The following is an 18,373-nucleotide window of genomic DNA, read 5'->3' on the forward strand; positions in this document are numbered from 1 at the left end:
TCCGGCGGCGGCGGCCACCACACCGAGGGCGGCAGCTACGGCGGCTGACCGCTGTCGGCTCCCGACCGGCTGAAGGGGCCCCCCCCGCCCGCGGGGGGCCCCCCCCCCACTCCCCTGCGATGCGATACGTCGGCTCAGCCCTCGGAGACGCCGAGCTTCTCCAGGATGAGCTCCTTGACGCGGGCCGCGTCGGCCTGGCCGCGGGTGGTCTTCATGACCGCGCCGACCAGGGCGCCGACGGCGGCGATCTTGCCGCCGCGGATCTTGTCGGCGATGGCCGCGTTGCCCGCGATGGCCTCGTCCACGGCCGCGCCCAGCGCGCCCTCGTCCGAGACGACCTTCAGGCCGCGCTTCTCGACGACCTCGTCCGGGGTGCCCTCGCCGGCGAGGACGCCCTCGATGACCTGGCGGGCCAGCTTGTCGTTCAGGTCGCCGGCCGCGACCAGGGCCGCGATACGGGCCACCTGGGCCGGGGTGATCGGCAGCTCGTCGACCGAGATGCCCTGCTCGTTGGCGTTGCGGGCCAGCTCGCCCATCCACCACTTGCGGGCGGCCGCCGAGTCGGCGCCCTCCTCGATCGTGGCGACGATGGAGTCCACCGCGCCGGCGTTGAGGATGGACTGCATGTCGTGCTCGCTGACGCCCCACTCCTCGCGGAGGCGGTTGCGGCGCACGCGCGGCATCTCCGGGAGGGCGGCGCGCAGCTCCTCGACCCAGGCGCGGGCCGGGGCGACGGGGACCAGGTCGGGCTCCGGGAAGTACCGGTAGTCCTCGGCGTTGTCCTTGATGCGGCCGGCCGTGGTGGAGCCGTCGTCCTCGTGGAAGTGCCGGGTCTCCTGCACGATGGAGCCGCCGGACGAGAGCACCGCCGCGTGGCGCTGGATCTCGAAGCGGGCCGCGCGCTCGACGGAGCGCAGGGAGTTGACGTTCTTCGTCTCCGAGCGGGTGCCGAATTCCTTCGTCCCGTTCGGGCGCAGCGACAGGTTCACGTCGCAGCGCATCTGGCCCTTGTCCATCCGGGCCTCGGAGACGCCGAGCGCCTTGATGACCTCGCGCAGCTCGGCCACGTACGCCTTGGCGACCTCGGGGGCCCGCTCGCCGGCGCCCTCGATCGGCTTGGTGACGATCTCGATGAGGGGGATGCCGGCGCGGTTGTAGTCCAGCAGGGAGTGGGACGCGCCGTGGATACGGCCGGTGGCTCCGCCGACGTGCAGCGACTTGCCGGTGTCCTCCTCCATGTGGGCGCGCTCGATCTCCACGCGGAAGATCTCGCCGTCCTCCAGCTGGACGTCCAGGTAGCCGTTGAAGGCGATCGGCTCGTCGTACTGGGAGGTCTGGAAGTTCTTCGGCATGTCCGGATAGAAGTAGTTCTTCCGGGCGAAGCGGCACCATTCGGCGATCTCGCAGTTCAGCGCGAGGCCGATCTTGACGGCGGACTCGACGCCGATCGCGTTGACGACCGGGAGCGAGCCGGGCAGACCGAGGCAGGTCGGGCAGGTCTGCGAGTTGGGCTCGGCGCCCAGCTCGGTGGAGCAGCCGCAGAACATCTTGGTCTTGGTGCCGAGCTCGACATGGACCTCAAGGCCCATGACGGGGTCGTACGACGCGAGGGCGTCTTCGTACGACAGCAGTTCGGTGAAGGTGGTCACGGTGAAACTTTCCCTCTCAGCCCAGCAGGACGTCGTCGTCGCCCAGGCGCTTCAGCTCGCGGTACAGGATCGCGAGGCCGGTGACGATGGCGGCGGCGGACACGACGGCGTCGACGAGCTGGAGCGTGTCGTGCTCGGTGCGGGCCTTGCGCACCTGCTTGATCACACCGAAGGCACCGAAGGCGGTGGTGCCCATCGACAGGTAGGTCCCGGTCTTCGACTTCTTGAAGCCCTTGGCCTTGGACAGCGCACTCGAACTCACAGCGACGGAGCCTCCTCAAGCAGCGGGTGGCCCCAGCGCTCGACGAAGGCGGCCTCGACGGCCGCGCCGACCTTGTACAGACGGTCGTCCTTCATCGCCGGGGCGATGATCTGCAGACCGACCGGCAGGCCGTCCTCCGGGGCCAGGCCGCAGGGGAGCGACATGGCGGAGTTGCCGGCCAGGTTGGTCGGGATGGTGCAAATGTCAGCGAGGTACATCGCCAGCGGGTCGTCGGTGCGCTCACCGATGGCGAAGGCGGTGGTCGGGGTCGTCGGGGAGACGATCACGTCGACCTGCTCGAAGGCCTTCTCGAAGTCCTTCGTGATGAGCGTGCGGACCTTCTGGGCGGAGCCGTAGTACGCGTCGTAGTAGCCGGAGCTGAGCGCGTACGTGCCGAGGATGATGCGGCGCTTGACCTCGTCGCCGAAGCCGGCTTCGCGGGTCAGGGCGGTGACGTCCTCGGCGGACTTCGTGCCGTCGTCGCCGACGCGCAGGCCGTAGCGCATGGCGTCGAAGCGGGCCAGGTTGGAGGAGGCCTCCGACGGCGCGATCAGGTAGTACGCGGCCATGGCCAGGTCGAAGGACGGGCAGTCCACCTCGACGATCTCGGCGCCGAGCTCCTTGAGGAGCTCCACCGACTCGTCGAAGCGCTGGGTGACGCCGGCCTGGAAGCCCTCGCCGCGGAACTGCTTGACGACACCGACGCGCATGCCGGCGACGGAGCCGTTGCGGGCCGCCTCGACGACCGGCGGGACCGGGGCGTCGATGGAGGTCGAGTCGAGCGGGTCGTGGCCGGCGATGACCTCGTGGAGGAGCGCCGCGTCCAGGACCGTACGGGCGCACGGGCCGCCCTGGTCGAGGGAGGAGGAGAAGGCCACCATGCCGTAGCGGGAGACGCCGCCGTACGTGGGCTTCACGCCGACGGTGCCGGTGACGGCGGCGGGCTGGCGGATGGAGCCGCCGGTGTCCGTGCCGATGGCGAGCGGGGCCTGGAAGGCGGCCAGGGCGGCCGCGGAGCCGCCGCCGGAGCCGCCGGGGATCTTGGTGAGGTCCCAGGGGTTGCCGGTGGGGCCGTAGGCGCTGTTCTCGGTGGAGGACCCCATGGCGAACTCGTCCATGTTGGTCTTGCCGAGGATGACGACGTCGGCTTCCTTGAGCTTGCGCGTCAGGGTGGCGTCGTAGGGCGGGATCCAGCCTTCGAGGATCTTCGAACCGACCGTCGTCGGGACGCCGACCGTCGTGAAGATGTCCTTGAGCGCGAGCGGTACGCCGGCCAGCGGGCCGAGCTTCTCGCCGGCGGCGCGCTTGGCGTCGACGGCGCGGGCCTGCGCGAGGGCGCCCTCGCGGTCGACGTGCAGGAAGGCGTGGACCTTCTCGTCGGTCGCGTCGATGCGGGCCAGGTGGGCCTCGGTGACCTCGACGGCCGTGAGCTCGCCGGAGGCGATCTTCTCGGCGGTCTCGGCGGCCGTCAGCTTGATGATGTGGGTGTCAGCCATGGTGATTAGTCCTCCCCCAGGATCTGCGGCACCTTGAAACGCTGCTGCTCCTGGGCAGGAGCGCCGGACAGCGCCTGCTCGGGGGTGAGCGAGGGACGGACCTCGTCCGCGCGCATGACGTTCGTCAGCGGGAGCGGGTGGGAGGTCGGCGGGACGTCTTGGTCGGCGACCTCGGAAACGCGGGCGACCGCGCCGATGATGTCGTCGAGCTGTCCTGCGAAGTGGTCGAGCTCTTCGCTCTTCAGCTCCAGACGTGCCAGCCGAGCGAGGTGGGCGACCTCCTCGCGCGTGATGCCAGGCATGCAGCGATCCTCTGGGGGTGGTGAGTGTGTAGTTTCGGTCCCAATCCTATGGGGCCCGCCCCTGGACCTGGTAAACGGTTTGCCGCGGGCCTGCGGCGCGGGGCGGGTGCACCGCTGCGCGGGGCCGCCTGGGGCCCCCGCCCCCAGACCCCCGCGCCTCAAACGCCGGCGGGGCTGAAATCAGCCCCGCCGGCGTTTGAGGCGCGTGCGCGCAGCGCACGTACGGGGTCTGTCCGCCCCGCCCCGCCAGGGACCGGCGCCGCCGGCGTCCGCTACGGGGCCGGGGTGTCGGCCGTGGCGGCCAGTTCCGCCGTGATGTCCGCCGGGCGGCGCCAGCCGCGTTCGCCTCGGGCCAGGAGCCATGCCGTGGCCTCCTGGGGCGGCATGGCGGCCGCGACCAGCCAGCCCTGGACGGCGTCGCAGCCCAGGTCCCGCAGGCGCTCCCACGTCTCGTCGTCCTCGACGCCCTCCGCGACGACCAAAAGGCCCAGGGAGTGGGCCAGGTCGACCGTGCAGCGGACGATCTCCGCGTCCTGGGCGTCGACCGCGAGCCGGGCCACGAACGAGCGGTCGATCTTCAGCTCGCTCACCGGGAGGCGGCGCAGGTGGACCAGGGAGGAGTAGCCGGTGCCGAAGTCGTCCAGGGACATCTTCACGCCGTGGCCCGTGAGGCCCGCCATGGTGTCCGCCGCGCGCTGCGGGTCTTCGAGGAGGACGTGTTCCGTTATCTCCAGCTGGAGGCCGCTCGCCGGGACCCCGTGCCGGGCCAGGCGGGCGGCGACGGCGCCCGCGAAGCCGGGGGTGTGGACGTCGCGCGGGGAGACGTTGACGGCGACCGGGACCTTCAGGCCCTGGGCGCGCCAGCGGGCGACCTGGGCCAGGGCGGTCTCCAGGACGTACTCGGTCAGGTGCGGCATCAGGCCGGAGGTCTCGGCGATGGCGATGAACTCGTCGGGAGGGACGCGGCCGCGTTCCGGGTGGACCCAGCGGACCAGGGCCTCCAGGCCGGCCACCTGGCCGTCGAAGCGGACCTTCGGCTGGTAGTGGAGTTCCACTTCGCCGGCGTCCAGGGCCCGGCGGAGGTCGCCGAGGAGGCCGAGGCGGTCGGGGGTGTTGCTGTCGCGCTTGGACTCGTAGACCTCCACTCCCGTGCGGTCCCGCTTCGCCTGGTACATGGCGACGTCGGCCCGGCGCAGCAGGCCCTCGGCGTCGAGGGCGTGGTCCGGGAAGACGGCGAGGCCGGCGCTGGCCTCCAGGACGAGGGTGAGTCCGTCCAGGTCGAGCGGGGAGCTGAGCTCGGCGACCAGGTGGCGGGCGACCCGCTGGGCGCTGGTGGTGGAGTCGGTGGTGGGCAGGAGGACGGCGAACTCGTCCCCGCCCAGGCGGGCCGCCTCCGCCTCGTCGGGGAGGGCCTGGCGCAGCCGGGCGGCGATCTGGAGCAGCAGGCGGTCGCCGGCGAGGTGGCCGAGGGTGTCGTTGACGGCGCGGAAGCGGTCCAGGTCGATCAGCACAAGAGCTGACCGGGTGCCCAAACGTTCAGCCTCGTCCAGCGCGGACCAGGTGCGCTCCAGCAGCCACTGCCGGTTGGGCAGGCCGGTCAGCGGGTCGCGCAGCTGCTCCTCGGCGCGGGCCCGGGCGATCCACAGGGTGGAGTCGAGCGCGATGAGCGGTACGGCGAACAGCGGCAGCAGCACCGGCTGGGTGCTGGCCACGACGCAGATCAGCGGGGCGATGCCGAGCAGGGCCGCCGCCACCAGGGCCTGGCGCAGGAGGGCCGTACGGGCCACCGTGGGCAGGCCGCCGCCGGGCGGGGTGAGGGCGAACCACAGCAGGACCCGGGTGACCAGGAGGTAGGAGACGGCCACCAGGGCCACCTCGGGCGCGGCCGCCAGGTCCCAGGTGGTGGGCAGCCACGGCGACTCCACGCTCGGCGCGTCGCCGAAGGCGGCCAGGACGAGGGCGCCCGCGCCGATGCCGAGGATGTCGACGGACCCGTGCAGCAGCCCCTGCCGCCAGCGGTGCCGGCGGGCCGCCCCGACCAGGGAGACCACCGCCAGCGAGACGAGTCCGGCGGGGACCCAGCCGTAGAGGATGAGCACGCCGAGGGTGAGGGCGGCGCCCGAGCCCGTGCCGCCCCACCAGCGGTCCCGGCCGAGGGCGACGAGGTGGCCGACGATGATGCCGGTGAGCAGGGCGAGGGCCCAGCCGACCGGGCCGCCGGGGAACAGGGCCTGACGGGCGGTCACTGCGGAGACGACCCCGCCCAGCAGCACCACGGCGGCGGCGCCCACGACGGCCGCGGGCAGCGCGGCGCGCCGCTGCCGCCCCGCTCCGGTGTCCAGGGGGCGGGTCTGCGGTGTCCTGGCACCCAGGACACCCAGCCGGCCCGCCCGCAAGGGCGGGGGTTCCCCGCCGACTTCAGGTGACGGGTCGGCGCTTTCGGTGGGTTTCATGCCCGTCCCTCTCACAGCCGGCGATGCCGATGTCGCGCGATGGCCCCGACGTCGTGCCATCACGGCTGGAAGGCACATCAGGCAGCCGCGCACGACAGGCGCACCCCACAACAGTAGGACGGGAGAGGCTCCCAGGGGCAGCGGTCGGCGGTGGTTGCCCGAATGCGACCCAGCCATCCTCATCAGTACGGTATCCGCCGAACGGGTGAGTCGGGACCAGGCCCCCCCGTCACCCCTCCGATGATCCGACAGCTCACCGGCCCGCGACCAGCCGGGTACCGGCCGTTTGGCACCGGGCGCCGCGCCCGGCGTGCGCCCGCCCGTACGGCCCCACGCCGCGCATCCGTTCGCGGTGTTACTCCCCCTCCACCCCGCCCTCCAGCGGGAGCGCCGCCTCGCGGGCCGCGTCGGGACCCTGTTCGAGCAGGACGGCGAAGCCGGCGTCGTCGAGGACGGGCAGCTTCAACTGGACGGCCTTGTCGTACTTCGAGCCGGGGTTGTCGCCGACCACGACGAAGGAGGTCTTCTTGGACACGGAACCGGTCACCTTGGCGCCCCGGCTCTGCAGGGCCTCCTTGGCGCCGTCGCGCGTGTGGCTCTGGAGGGTGCCGGTGACGACGACGGTCAGGCCCTCCAGCGGGCGCGGGCCCTCCTCCTCGCCGGAACCTTCCTCCTCCATGCGTACGCCGGCCGCCCGCCACTTGCGCAGGATCTCCTGGTGCCAGTCGACGGCGAACCACTCCTTGAGGGAGGCGGCGATGATCGCACCGACCCCCTCGGTGGCGGTCAGCTCCTCCTCGGTGGCCTGTTCGATGCGGTCGATCGACCGGAACTCGCGGGCGAGGGCCTCGGCCGCGACCGGGCCGACGTGCCGGATGGAGAGGCCGTTGATGATGCGGGCCAGCGGGCGCTGCTTGGCGGCGGCGATGTTCTCCAGCATGGCCAGGGCGTTCTTCTTCGGCTCGCCCTTCTGGTTGGCGAAGACCGTGACGATCTTCTCCTCGCCGGTCTTCGGGTCCCGCTTGGGCAGTCCGCTGTCGGGGTCGCGGACGTAGGCCTTGATGGGGAGGATGTCCTCGATGGTCAGGTCGAAGAGGTCGCCCTCGTCCAGCAGCGGCGGCTGCGCCGGCTCCAGCGGTCCGGTCAGGGCGGCGGCGGCCACCATCCCGAAGTTCTCGATGTCCAGGGACTGCCGGCCCGCCAGGTAGAACAGGCGCTCGCGCAGCTGGGCGGGGCAGGTCTGCCCGTTGGGGCAGCGGACGTCGATGTCGCCCTCCTTCATCGGGCGCAGCGCCGTCCCGCACTCGGGGCACTCCGTCGGCATGACGAACTCCCGTTCGGTGCCGTCGCGCAGGTCCACCACGGGCCCCAGGATCTCGGGGATGACGTCGCCCGCCTTGCGCAGCACGACGGTGTCCCCGATGAGGACGCCCTTGGCCTTGACGACCTCCTGGTTGTGCAGGGTCGCGAACTCGACCTCGGAGCCGGCCACGGTCACCGGCTCGACCTGCGCGTACGGGGTGACGCGCCCGGTGCGGCCGACGCCGACCTTGATGTCGACGAGCTTGGTGTTGACCTCTTCGGGGGCGTACTTCCAGGCGATGGCCCAGCGCGGGGCGCGGGCGGTGGAGCCGAGCCGGCCCTGGAGGGCGATCTCGTCGAGCTTGACGACGACGCCGTCGATCTCGTGCTCCACGGAGTGGCGGTTCTCGCCGAAGCGGGCGATGAAGGCGCGCACCTCGTCGAGGGTGGACACCACCGCGTTGTGCCGGGCGGTGGGCAGGCCCCACTCGCGCAGCAGCTCGTACGCCTGGGACTGGCGCTCGATCTCGAAGCCCTCGCGGGCGCCGATGCCGTGCACCACCATGTGCAGCGGGCGGCTCGCGGTGACCTTGGGGTCCTTCTGGCGCAGCGAGCCGGCCGCGGCGTTGCGCGGGTTGGCGAAGGGCTTGCCCTCGGCCGCCACGAGGCGGGCGTTGAGCTCCTCGAACTTCTCCATCGGGAAGTACACCTCGCCGCGGATCTCCACGAGCGCCGGGATCCGGTCCCCCTTGAGGCGGTCCGGGATCTCGGCGATGGTGCGGACGTTGGGCGTGATGTCCTCACCCGTGCGGCCGTCGCCGCGGGTGGCGGCGCGGGTGAGACGGCCGTTCTCGTAGGTGAGGTTGACGGCGAGGCCGTCCACCTTGAGCTCGCACAGGTAGTGGTAGTCCGGGGTGTTCACGTCCCGGGCCACCCGCTCGGCCCAGGCGGCCAGTTCCTCGTCGTCGAAGGCGTTGTCCAGGGAGAGCATCCGCTCCCGGTGCTCGACGGAGGCGAAGTCCGTCTCGTACGCCCCGGCCACCTTCTGCGTCGGGGAGTCGGGCGTGCGCAGCTCGGGGTACTGCTCCTCAAGGGCTTCCAGCGAGCGCAGCAGCTGGTCGAACTCGGCGTCGCTGACGACCGGCTGGTCGTTCACGTAGTACCGGAAGCGGTGCTCCTCGACCTGCTCGGCGAGCAGCTGGTGCTGCTCGCGCGCCGCCGTCGGTACTGCCGTGTCCTGCTGTTCGGCTGCCATGCCGTGTCCTCCCGTGGCCCGTCCTCGACCGTCACTCAGGGTTGTCTGCGAGTGACCTCGCCGCCCTGACGCAGTGGGCCTGCACCGCGCGGGCGTAGGCGGGCGAGGCGCCCGCCAGACCGCACGACGGGGTGACCACGACGGACTCGGCGAGAGTCCCCGGGGCCAGCCCCAGCCTGCGCCAAAGCTTCCTGACACCCATGACGCTACCGCCCGGGTCCGACAACGGGCCGTCGGTGCCCGGCACCACTCCGGCGAAGAGTTTCATGCCGCCTTCGACGGCCTCGCCGATGGCGTCGTCCTCGCGCTCGGTGAGCAGGGAGAAATCGAACGAGACGGCCGCGGCACCGGCCCGGCGCAGCAGCGCGAACGGCACGTCGGGTGCGCAGGAGTGGACGACGACCTCCCCGTCGTGGACGGCGAAGAGGTCGCGCAGGGCGCTCTCGACGACCTGCCGGTCGACCGCCCGGTAGGTGCGGTAGCCGCTGGCCGAGCGCACCCGGCCGCGCAGGACGGCGGTGAGCGAGGGCTCGTCGTACTGGAGGACGATCTCGGCGCCCGGGACGCGCTTCTGCACATCGGCGAGGTGGCCGCGCATGCCCTCGGCGAGGGAGGCGGCCAGGTCGCGGCAGGCTCCGGCGTCCTGGAGGACGGCCTCGCCGCCGTGCAGTTCCAGGGCGGCGGCCAGGGTCCACGGGCCGACGGCCTGGACCTTGAGCCGGCCGGTGTAGCCCTGGGTGAACTCCTCCAGCGCGTCGAGGTCCTCGCCGAGCCAGGAGCGGGCCCGGCGGGTGTCGCGGCCGGGCCGGTCGCTGATCCGCCAGCCGCTGGGCTCGACGTGGGCGTACAGGTCGACGAGCAGCCCGAGGGAGCGGCCGATCATGTCGGCGCCGGGTCCGCGGGCGGGGAGTTCGGGCAGGTACGGGAAGTCCTCGAAGGAGCCCGTGGCGGTCTTGGCGGCCTCTCGGGCGTCGCCGCCCGGCAGGGAGCCGACGCCGGTGGCACCCGCGGTCATCGGCCGGGCCTGACGCTCAGGTCGTTGACCTCCGCGTCGCGCGGCAGGTCGACGGCCATGACGATGGTGGTGGCCACGGACTCGGGGTCGATCCAGGCGGCGGGGTCGTACTCCTTGCCCTCCTGGGAGTGGACCTTGGCCTGCATGGGGCTGGCGGTGCGGCCCGGGTAGACGGAGGTGACGCGGATGCCGTTGGCCCTCTCCTCGGCGCGCAGGGAGTCGGCGAGGGCCTTCAGGCCGTGCTTGGAGGCGGCGTAGGCGCTCCAGTCGGCGTGGGCGGTGAGACCGGCGCCGGAGTTGACGAAGACCACCGTCGCCTTGGAGGCGCGCAGGGTGGGCAGCAGCAGGCGGGTGACCTCGGCGGGGGCGATGAGGTTGACGTTGAGCTGCTGGTGCCAGGTCTTGGGGCGCAGCTCGCCGACGGGGCCGAGGTCGACGATTCCGGCGATGTGCAGGAGGGAGTCGATCCGTTCGGGCGTCGGCTGCTTGGAGAAGGCCCACGAGAGCCGGTCGGGGTCCGCGAGGTCGCCGACCAGGGTCCGGGCGCCGGGGTAGCGCTCGACGAGCTGCCGGGCGCGGGCGGCGTCGCGGGCGAGCAGGACGAGGTCGTCGCCGCGGGCGTGCAGGCGGGCGGCGACGGCGGCGCCGATGCCGGAGCCGGCACCGGTGATCAGATGAGTAGGCATACGGCCATGCTCGCACCCCGCGGCCGGCCCCGGCCCCGCCACCCGGGGCCGGCCGGCCCGGGCCGGTCAGAGCCCGGCGGACTCGCGGAGTGCCGCGGCCGTCTTCGTGGCGTCGTAGCCCGCCGGGACGCCGTCGACGAGGAGGATGTCGGCGGGGATGTGCCGGGTGCGCAGGGGCAGGATCTCCTGGTAGGCCGGGGAGGCGTACCAGGCGCGGGCGCGCTCGATGTCGGGGAAGGCGATGATCACGAGGTCGCCGGGGAAGGCGCCCTCCAGGACCTCGACGGGGTTGCCGTGGACGAGGAAGCGGCCCTCGAAGGGGTCCATGGTCGACTGGATCTCCTCGATGTAGCGGAGGATGTCCTCGTTCATGGTCTGGGGACGTATGTGGCCGATGGCGTACGCGGTCATGTCCGGCTCCGATTCCCTTGCCCGGTCGGCTTGTCGATCTCATCGTGGCAGGGGGGAACGGGCCGGGCGATTACCTCCGGGGTCATGTGTCAGGCGTGCTGGTGGGCCTCGGCGGCGGGCCTGAAGGTGCGGCGGTAGGCGACCGGGGAGACGCCGAGGGACGCGCGCATGTGCTGGCGCAGGGAGTTCGCGGTGCCGAAGCCCGCGCGGTGGGCCACCAGGTCCACGGGCAGGTCGCTGGACTCCAGGAGGTCGCGGGCCACTTCGAGCCGCTGGGCGGTGAGCCACTGCACCGGGGTCATGCCGACCTCGTCGCGGAAGCGGCGGGTGAAGGTGCGCAGGCTCATCCGGGCGTGGGCCGCGAGCTCGGCGAGGCTGACCGGTTCGCCGAGGCGCTCCAGGGCCCAGGCGCGGGTGGCGGTGGTGGTGGCGACCGTGGGTTCGGGGACGGGACGGTCGATGTACTGGGCCTGCCCGCCGTCGCGCCACGGCGGTACGACGCAGATGCGGGCGGCCCGGTTGGTGACCGCGGCGCCGTGGTCGCGGCGGATCAGGTGCAGGCACAGGTCGACGCCGGCGGCGACGCCGGCGGAGGTCAGGACGTCGCCGTCGTCGACGAAGAGCACGTCCTCGTCGACGCGGACCTCGGGGTAGGCCGCGCGGAACTCCCTCGCGAGGTTCCAGTGGGTGGTGGCGGGCCGGCCGTCGAGGAGTCCGGCGGCGGCGAGCACGTAGGAGCCGGTGCAGATGGACACCAGGCGGGTGCCGGGGCGGATGCCCGCGATGGCCGCGGCGACGGCGGCCGGCAGCGGCCCGCCGCGGCCCAGCTCGGGCATGGCGTGGGTGGGCGGGACGATCACGGTGTCGGCCGCGGCGAGGGCTTCCGGTCCGGCGGCCGGCTGGAGGGTGAAGCCGGAGTCGCTGGGCACGGGGAGGCCGTCGGCGGTGCAGACGACCACCTCGTAGAGGGGTTCGCCGTCCTCGTCCACGGCGCTGCCGAAGACCCGGGAGGGGATGCCCAGCTCGAACGGGGGGAAGCCCGGCAGGGCCAGCACCGCGACGAGGTGCCTGCCGCCGGTTCCGCCCCCGGGGCGGGCCGCTTCCCCGGTGCCTTCCCGTCTCTCGCTCATGGCCAGATCCTGTCACATAGTGGCCAAACGGCCAACACCACGGAGGTGCGCGGTACCCGAACCTGGGACACGTCGCCGGGAAACGGCCCGGAGGCAGACGTACACGGATGGAATGAGGCAGACGGACATGCGCGCGATCGTCGTGAACGAGTGGGGCGGCCCGGAGAACCTGGTCGAGCGGGAGACCGACCGGCCCGAGCCCGGTTTCGGCGAGGTCCTCGTCCGGGTCCACGCGGCCGGCGTGAACCCGGTCGACTGGAAGACCCGCGCCAGCGGGGCCCTGATCGCCTGGGGCGAGAACCCGGCCGTGGGCTGGGACGTGTCCGGCACCGTCGAGGCGGTCGGCCCCGGCGTCACCCTCTACGCCCCCGGTGACGAGGTGTACGGCATGCCGCACTTCCCGCGCCAGGCGGGCGCCTACGCCGAGTACGTCGTCGCCCCCGCCCGGCAGCTGGCGGAGAAGCCCGCCTCGCTGAGCCACGTCGAGGCCGCCGCGCTGCCGCTGGCCGCACTGACCGCGTGGCAGGCGCTGGTGGACACCGCGGACGTGCGTCCCGGCGAGCGGGTCCTCGTGCACGCGGCCGCCGGCGGCGTCGGGCACCTGGCGGTGCAGATCGCCAAGGCGCGCGGGGCGTACGTGATCGGCACGGCCAGCGCGGGCAAGCACGAGCTGCTGCGCTCGCTGGGCGCGGACGAGGTCGTGGACTACCGGACGGTGGCCTTCGAGGACGTCGTCTCGGACGTCGACGTGGTCCTGGACGGCCTCGGCGGCGAGATCGCCGAACGCTCCCTGTCGGTGCTGCGCGAGGGCGGCCGGCTGGTGACGCTGCCCGGCCCGGACGACGTCCCGGCCGACACCCGCGGCTTCCGCGCGCAGTGGATGCTGGTCGAGCCGGACCGGCACGGGCTGCGGGAGATCGCGGCACTGGCCGACGGCGGCGCGCTGAAGCCGCTGGTGGAGACGGTGCTGCCGCTGGAGCAGGCCGGGAAGGCGCACGAGATCGGCGAGCTGGGCCGGACCACCGGCAAGATCGTCCTGACGGTGGCCTGAGGCTCCGGTGGCCTGAGCGTCCGGGGGCCGCCCGGGCCCCCGGAGGCGTGGCCCGGGGCCGCCGGGGTCAGACGGCGGCGGCCGTGGCGCGGGTGGTGGTGGCGATGGTGGCGGAGCCGACCACGCGGGTGCCGTCGTAGAGCACGATCGCCTGGCCGGGGGCCACGCCGCGGACCGGCTCGGTGAAGCGGACGCGCAGCTCGCCGTCCACGACCTCGGCGAAGACCTCCGTCTCGCCGCCGTGGGCGCGCAGCTGGGCGGTGTAGGTGCCCGGCGCGGCGGCGGTGGAGCCGCACCAGCGGGGGCGGATCGCGGTGAGGGCGGTGACGTCGAGGGCCTCGGCGGGGCCGACGGTGACCGTGTTGTTCACCGGCGAGATGTCGAGGACGTAGCGGGGCTTGCCGTCGGGCGCGGGGTGGCCGATGCGCAGGCCCTTGCGCTGGCCGATGGTGAAGCCGTACGCCCCGTCGTGGGTGCCGACCTTCTCGCCGGTCGCCTCGTCCACGATGTCGCCCTCGGCCTTGCCGAGGCGCTGGGCGAGGAAGCCCTGGGTGTCGCCGTCGGCGATGAAGCAGATGTCGTGGCTGTCGGGCTTCTTCGCCACGGCCAGGCCGCGTCGTTCGGCCTCGGCGCGGATCTCGTCCTTGGTGGTGACGGTGTCGCCGAGCGGGAAGAGGGCGTGGGCCAGCTGCTTCTCGTCGAGGACGCCGAGGACGTAGGACTGGTCCTTGGCCATGTCGGAGGCCCGGTGCATCTCGCGCGTGCCGTCCTCCTTCTCCACGATGGTCGCGTAGTGGCCCGTGCAGACCGCGTCGAAGCCGAGGGCGAGGGCCTTGTCGAGGAGCGCCGCGAACTTGATCTTCTCGTTGCAGCGCAGGCAGGGGTTCGGGGTGCGCCCGGCCTCGTACTCGGCGACGAAGTCCTCGACGACGTCCTCGCGGAAGCGCTCGGCGAGGTCCCAGCAGTAGAAGGGGATGCCGATGACGTCCGCGGCGCGGCGGGCGTCGCGGGAGTCCTCGATGGTGCAGCAGCCGCGGGCGCCGGTCCGGAAGGACTGCGGGTTCGCGGAGAGCGCCAGGTGGACGCCCGTGACGTCGTGCCCGGCCTCGACCGCGCGCGCGGCGGCGACGGCGGAGTCCACGCCGCCGGACATGGCGGCAAGGACGCGGAGGGGGCGGGCGGTGCGCGGCAGGTTCTCAGTCATAGCGCCTTCCAGGGTACGGGGAACCGCGCGCGGTCACAGCGCGTTGTCGGTGGTGGGGGGTGGATCACATGACCGAGAAGGGGAAGGGCGGGGGCCGGACCCGGCGGGCGGTGCTGTTCGGGGGCCTCGGGGCGCTCGCGCTCGGGGCGCTGGCGGCCCGGGAGGAGATCGGGCGGGCCTGGTGGCTGCTGCCGGGGGTGAGCAAGCCGCGCAAGGAGGGGGAGGTGGACTCCCCCGGGGTGGGCTGGACGGCTGCGTCGCCGGCGAACTGGCGGATGGCGGACCGGCCCGACGACTACCGGGTGGACCGGATCGTCGTGCATGTCACGCAGGGGGACTTCGCCTCGTCGGTGGGCGCGTTCCAGAACCCGTTCCACAAGGCGTCGGCGCACTACATCGTCCGCCAGGACGGGCACGTGGAGCAGATGGTGCGCGAGCTGGACGTCGCCTTCCATTCCGGGAACCGGTCCATGAACGAGCGCAGCGTCGGCATCGAGCACGAGGGTTTCATCGACCGGCCGCAGGACTTCACGGACGCGATGTACGCGGCCTCGGCCCGGCTGGCGGCGGACGTCTGCCGGAGGTACGGCATACCGGTGGACCGCAGGCACCTGCTGGGGCACTCGGAGGTCCCGGGCGCCGACCACACCGACCCGGGACCCCTCTGGGACTGGGACCGCTATCTGCGCATGGTCCGGGAGGAGCTCGCCCGGCCCGCTCCCGCGAAGGCCGCCGACAGGCCGTAGGGCCTGTCGTCACACTCCCGTCGTCGCCCGGAGGGCGGCCCCGCGGCGTCATGGGGGTCCCCCCTGGTCGAGCGAAGTCGAGAGCTTGGGGGGAGCGTGCTCTCGGTGCGCCGGGCGGAAGCCCGCGTACTGGACGTACTCGGCTTGCGCCCGGTGCGGCGAGTGGGGGCACCCCCTGCTCGAAGAGCTCGGGGGAGCGTGCCAGGCGTCGCGGGGCAGACGGGAGTGTGACGACAGGCCCTAGGCCGGGGGTTCCAGTTCGGGGATCAGGCGGCCGCGGCGGGAGAGGAGGAAGCGTTTGAAGGCGGCCACCGGCGGGGTGTCCGGGTGGCCGTCCAGCCAGGCGACGCCGATCTCGCGGACCGCGCGCGGGGCGGTGACCGTCAGTTCGACCACGCCCGGGCGCGGGACGAGCGGCGGGGGGAGGAGGGCCACGCCCAGGCCCGCGGCGACCAGGCCGCGCAGGGTTTCGGCCTCCTCGCCCTCGAAGGCCACCTTCGGGGTGAACCCGGCCTCCGCGCAGAGGTTGTCGGTGATGCGGCGCAGCCCGTAGCCGGGTTCCAGGGTGACGAACGTTTCCTCGGCGGCCTCGGCGAGGCGGATGCGCTTGCGGGTCGCGAGGCGGTGGTCGTCCGGGACCACCAGGCGCAGCCGCTGCTCGTCGAGGCGGCGGGCCGCCAGGTCGGGGGCGTCGGGGACCGGTGAGGTCAGGCAGAGGTCGAGTTCGCCCGCGCGGAGCTTCTCCAGCATGGCCTCGCCGTAGTTCTGGACGAGGGCGAAGCGGACCCGGGGGTGGTCGGCGCGGAAGGCGCGGATCAGGCCGGGCACGGTCTCGGGGCCCAGGGTGTGCAGGAACCCGAAGGCGACCTTCCCGACGCCGGGGTCGGCGTCCTGCTGTACGGAGCCGGCGGCGCGGGCGATCCCCGCGAGGGCCTCCTCGGCGGAGGCGAGGAAGGTGCGGCCGGCGGTGGTGAGGGCGACGGTACGGCCCTTGCGGGCGAACAGCGAGACGCCCAGGTCCTGTTCGAGGCGGACCATCGCCCGGGACAGGGTGGACTGGGGTACGCCCAGCTCCTGGGCGGCGCGGGTGACGTGCTCGTGTCGGGCGACGGCGACGAACTGGGCGAGGCGGGGGGCCAGGCCTTGTGTCACGGTCATGTCTTCTTCGTAACGGTTCATTGATATCCGTCCGCCTGAGGTGCGGTGATGCGCGGGTGGATTGATTATCGGTGGTTTGTGCATTGGACGCATGAAAAGGAGGGGCCTACTTTCGGGGTATGCCTCCCGCTCATACCGGGGCACCCGTCATCCCGGGTGCCTCCATCCCGTCGTCCCCTGAGCCCCTCTCCCCCGGCCGCCCCGGCTACCGCCGGATGAGCCTCGCGCTCTTCGCCGCCGGACTGGCGACCTTCGCCCTCCTCTACTCCACCCAGGCCCTGCTGCCCGCGGTCTCCGCCGGTTTCGGCGTGACGGCCGGTCAGGCCAGCTGGACGGTGTCCGCGGCCACCGGGGCGCTCGCCCTGTTCGTACTGCCGCTCAGCGCGCTCTCCGAGCGGTTCGGGCGGACCCGGATGATGACCTGCTCGATGGTGGTGGCCGTCGGCGTCGGCCTGCTGGTGCCGTTCGCGCCGAGCCTGGAGTGGCTGGTGGCGCTGCGCGCGGTGCAGGGGGCGGCGATCGCCGGGATCCCGGCCTCCGCGATGGCGTACCTGGCGGAGGAGGTCCGGCCAAAGGCGCTGGTCGGGGCGATCGGGCTGTTCGTGGCGGGGAACTCCATCGGCGGCATGAGCGGCCGCATCGTCACCGGTTGGGGCGCCCAGCTCTGGGGCTGGCGGGGCGGGCTGCTGGCCGTCGGCGTGATGGCGCTGGCCTGCGCGGTGGCCTTCCTGGTGCTGCTGCCCCGGGCGCGGTTCTTCCGGCCGGCCTCGCTGAACCCGCGCGCGGTGGGCCGTACGGTCGCCGGGCACCTGCGGGATCCGCTGCTGGTGCGGCTGTACGGGATCGGCGCGCTGTTCATGACCGTGTTCGGTGCGGTGTACACGGTCATCGGCTACCGGCTGGTGGAAGCGCCGTTCTCGCTGGGACAGGGTGTGGTCGGGTCGATCTTCCTGGTCTACCTGGTGGGTACGGCCTCCTCGGCTGCGGCCGGCCAGCTGGTGGCCCGGACGGGGCGGCGCGGCGCGCTGTACCTGGCGGTGACCACGACCGCGCTGGGACTGCTGCTGTCGCTCGCCGACTCCCTGTGGCTGATCCTGCCGGGGCTGGTGCTGATCACGGCCGGCTTCTTCGCGGGCCACGCGGTGGCCTCGGCGGCGGTGAGCCGGACGGCGAAGACGGGCCGGGCGCAGGCGTCCGCGCTGTACCAGTCCGCGTACTACCTGGGCTCCAGCGCGGGCGGCACCCTGGGCGCGCTGGCGTACCACGCGTCGGGGTGGGCGGCGACGGTCGGGATCGCGCTGCTCGCGGTGCTGGGCGTCGTCTCGATCACCCTGTACGGGTCGCACGCGGCCCGCGCCGAACGGCGGCTGCCCGGCGCGGCGGTGGCCGCGCGCTGAAGTGCGGTCGGACCCCTGTCCCGCGTGCCCGTCCGGCTCTAGCGTGGGGAGCATCGGCGCCCCCACGGTGCGGGCGCGGCAGGGGAGGGATCGATGGCGGGGATACGGGTACGCGTGCGCGCGGGCCGGCGGGCCGCGGTGGTGTTCGGCGGGGCACTGGCGCTGGCGGCGCCCCTGGTGGTCGTGGGGGGCGGGGCGGCTCAGGCCGCCGAGGCCGCCGCCTCGTGCAACGTGACCACGGGGCCGTACCAGCGGCAGGTGGAGCAGTTCCTGGGACGGCCGGTGGACGGGGTGCAGTCGGCGGCCGACTGCGCGGCCATCCAGTCCTTCCAGGCCACCCACGGGATCACCCCGACGATGGGGTACGCCGGGCCGCTGACCTGGCAGACCATGAGCACCATGCTGGCGCAGCGGGCGGCCGGGAAGAACCCGAACGCCGCGGGCCAGTGCCCCACGAACCTGGGGCGGATCGCCTGTGTCGACCTGACCCGGCAGCTGAGCTGGATCCAGGACGGGGCGACGCTGAAGTACGGACCGGTGCCGGTGCGCACCGGCAAGGCGGAGACCCCGACGCGGACCGGGCTGAAGAAGATCTACTACCGCAACATCAACCACTGGTCGACGATCTACAACGTGGCGATGCCGTACGCGCAGTTCTTCGACGGGGGCATCGCCTTCCACTCGGTGACCAAGAGCATGTGGAACCCGCCGGGTTCCGGCGGCTGCGTCAACATGACGACGGCCGACGCCAAGGCGTACTGGGACATGCTGTCCAACGGCGAGGACGTGTTCGTGTACGGGCGCAAGCCCGGGACCTGATCAACCGCGCGGCGCTGCGGCTGCCGTTGTCAGACCC

The 18,373-nt window shown here is 73.0% G+C and carries 16 protein-coding genes; 4 read left to right on the plus strand and 12 right to left on the minus strand.

Features of this window, described 5'->3' with window-relative positions; translation table 11 throughout:
* Positions 1 to 134: 134 nt before the first annotated feature.
* The 10 genes from gatB to WDV06_RS15700 form a co-directional block, all read right to left on the minus strand.
* On the minus strand, positions 135 to 1,649 hold the full coding sequence (gene gatB, locus WDV06_RS15655) for an Asp-tRNA(Asn)/Glu-tRNA(Gln) amidotransferase subunit GatB (RefSeq protein WP_395510353.1): 1,515 nt from the start codon (positions 1,647 to 1,649) through the stop codon (positions 135 to 137).
* A 16-nt stretch (positions 1,650 to 1,665) separates the two neighbouring features.
* Complete coding sequence (locus tag WDV06_RS15660) at positions 1,666 to 1,845, minus strand: hypothetical protein (protein WP_395510406.1); 180 nt, start codon at positions 1,843 to 1,845, stop codon at positions 1,666 to 1,668.
* A 62-nt stretch (positions 1,846 to 1,907) separates the two neighbouring features.
* On the minus strand, positions 1,908 to 3,407 hold the full coding sequence (gatA, locus tag WDV06_RS15665) for an Asp-tRNA(Asn)/Glu-tRNA(Gln) amidotransferase subunit GatA (protein WP_395510354.1): 1,500 nt from the start codon (positions 3,405 to 3,407) through the stop codon (positions 1,908 to 1,910).
* 5 nt (positions 3,408 to 3,412) lie between these two features.
* Positions 3,413 to 3,709, minus strand: coding sequence for an Asp-tRNA(Asn)/Glu-tRNA(Gln) amidotransferase subunit GatC (gene gatC, locus WDV06_RS15670; RefSeq protein WP_007266718.1), 297 nt, complete (start codon positions 3,707 to 3,709; stop codon positions 3,413 to 3,415).
* Between the two features lie 272 nt (positions 3,710 to 3,981).
* Complete coding sequence (locus tag WDV06_RS15675) at positions 3,982 to 6,162, minus strand: putative bifunctional diguanylate cyclase/phosphodiesterase (protein ID WP_395510355.1); 2,181 nt, start codon at positions 6,160 to 6,162, stop codon at positions 3,982 to 3,984.
* 355 nt (positions 6,163 to 6,517) lie between these two features.
* On the minus strand, positions 6,518 to 8,719 hold the full coding sequence (ligA, locus tag WDV06_RS15680) for an NAD-dependent DNA ligase LigA (RefSeq protein WP_395510356.1): 2,202 nt from the start codon (positions 8,717 to 8,719) through the stop codon (positions 6,518 to 6,520).
* A gap of 31 nt (positions 8,720 to 8,750) precedes the next feature.
* Complete coding sequence (locus WDV06_RS15685) at positions 8,751 to 9,734, minus strand: methionine synthase (RefSeq protein WP_395510357.1); 984 nt, start codon at positions 9,732 to 9,734, stop codon at positions 8,751 to 8,753.
* Positions 9,731 to 10,420, minus strand: a complete 690-nt coding sequence (locus WDV06_RS15690; RefSeq protein WP_395510358.1) for an SDR family oxidoreductase — start codon at positions 10,418 to 10,420, stop codon at positions 9,731 to 9,733. Before WDV06_RS15690 ends, WDV06_RS15685 begins: the two co-directional genes overlap by 4 nt.
* Positions 10,421 to 10,486: 66 nt before the next feature.
* Positions 10,487 to 10,831 carry a DUF1330 domain-containing protein gene (locus WDV06_RS15695; protein ID WP_395510359.1) on the minus strand — a complete coding sequence of 115 codons (345 nt, stop codon included), beginning with the start codon at positions 10,829 to 10,831 and terminating at the stop codon, positions 10,487 to 10,489.
* An 89-nt stretch (positions 10,832 to 10,920) separates the two neighbouring features.
* On the minus strand, positions 10,921 to 11,961 hold the full coding sequence (locus tag WDV06_RS15700; protein WP_395510360.1) for a GlxA family transcriptional regulator: 1,041 nt from the start codon (positions 11,959 to 11,961) through the stop codon (positions 10,921 to 10,923).
* A 112-nt stretch (positions 11,962 to 12,073) separates the two neighbouring features.
* On the opposite strand from WDV06_RS15700, the gene WDV06_RS15705 reads away from it, so the two are divergent.
* Positions 12,074 to 13,012, plus strand: coding sequence for an NADP-dependent oxidoreductase (locus tag WDV06_RS15705; RefSeq protein ID WP_463668214.1), 939 nt, complete (start codon positions 12,074 to 12,076; stop codon positions 13,010 to 13,012).
* 67 nt (positions 13,013 to 13,079) lie between these two features.
* On the opposite strand, the gene mnmA is transcribed toward WDV06_RS15705, so the two are convergent.
* Positions 13,080 to 14,216: a tRNA 2-thiouridine(34) synthase MnmA gene (gene mnmA / locus WDV06_RS15710; protein WP_395510361.1), complete on the minus strand. Its 1,137-nt coding sequence runs from the start codon at positions 14,214 to 14,216 to the stop codon at positions 13,080 to 13,082.
* Between the two features lie 68 nt (positions 14,217 to 14,284).
* Here mnmA and WDV06_RS15715 point away from each other — a divergent pair, with 68 nt between their 5' ends.
* Positions 14,285 to 14,962 carry an N-acetylmuramoyl-L-alanine amidase gene (locus WDV06_RS15715; RefSeq protein ID WP_395510362.1) on the plus strand — a complete coding sequence of 226 codons (678 nt, stop codon included), beginning with the start codon at positions 14,285 to 14,287 and terminating at the stop codon, positions 14,960 to 14,962.
* A gap of 240 nt (positions 14,963 to 15,202) precedes the next feature.
* Here the strand turns inward: WDV06_RS15715 and WDV06_RS15720 are convergent, their stop codons facing one another.
* Positions 15,203 to 16,141 (minus strand): LysR family transcriptional regulator, encoded by a 939-nt coding sequence (locus WDV06_RS15720; protein ID WP_395510363.1) that lies wholly within the window; start codon positions 16,139 to 16,141, stop codon positions 15,203 to 15,205.
* A gap of 98 nt (positions 16,142 to 16,239) precedes the next feature.
* Between WDV06_RS15720 and WDV06_RS15725 the strand changes: the two genes are divergently transcribed.
* Entirely contained in the window at positions 16,240 to 17,517 is a 1,278-nt protein-coding gene (locus WDV06_RS15725) for an MFS transporter (RefSeq protein WP_395510364.1), read from the plus strand.
* Positions 17,518 to 17,610: 93 nt separating this feature from the next.
* A complete protein-coding gene (locus WDV06_RS15730) occupies positions 17,611 to 18,336 on the plus strand; it encodes a L,D-transpeptidase family protein (protein ID WP_395510365.1) in 726 nt (241 codons plus the stop codon).
* Positions 18,337 to 18,373: the final 37 nt, after the last annotated feature.

The sequence above is a fragment of the Streptomyces racemochromogenes genome (assembly GCF_044129415.1).
Taxonomy (GTDB): domain Bacteria; phylum Actinomycetota; class Actinomycetes; order Streptomycetales; family Streptomycetaceae; genus Streptomyces; species Streptomyces racemochromogenes_A.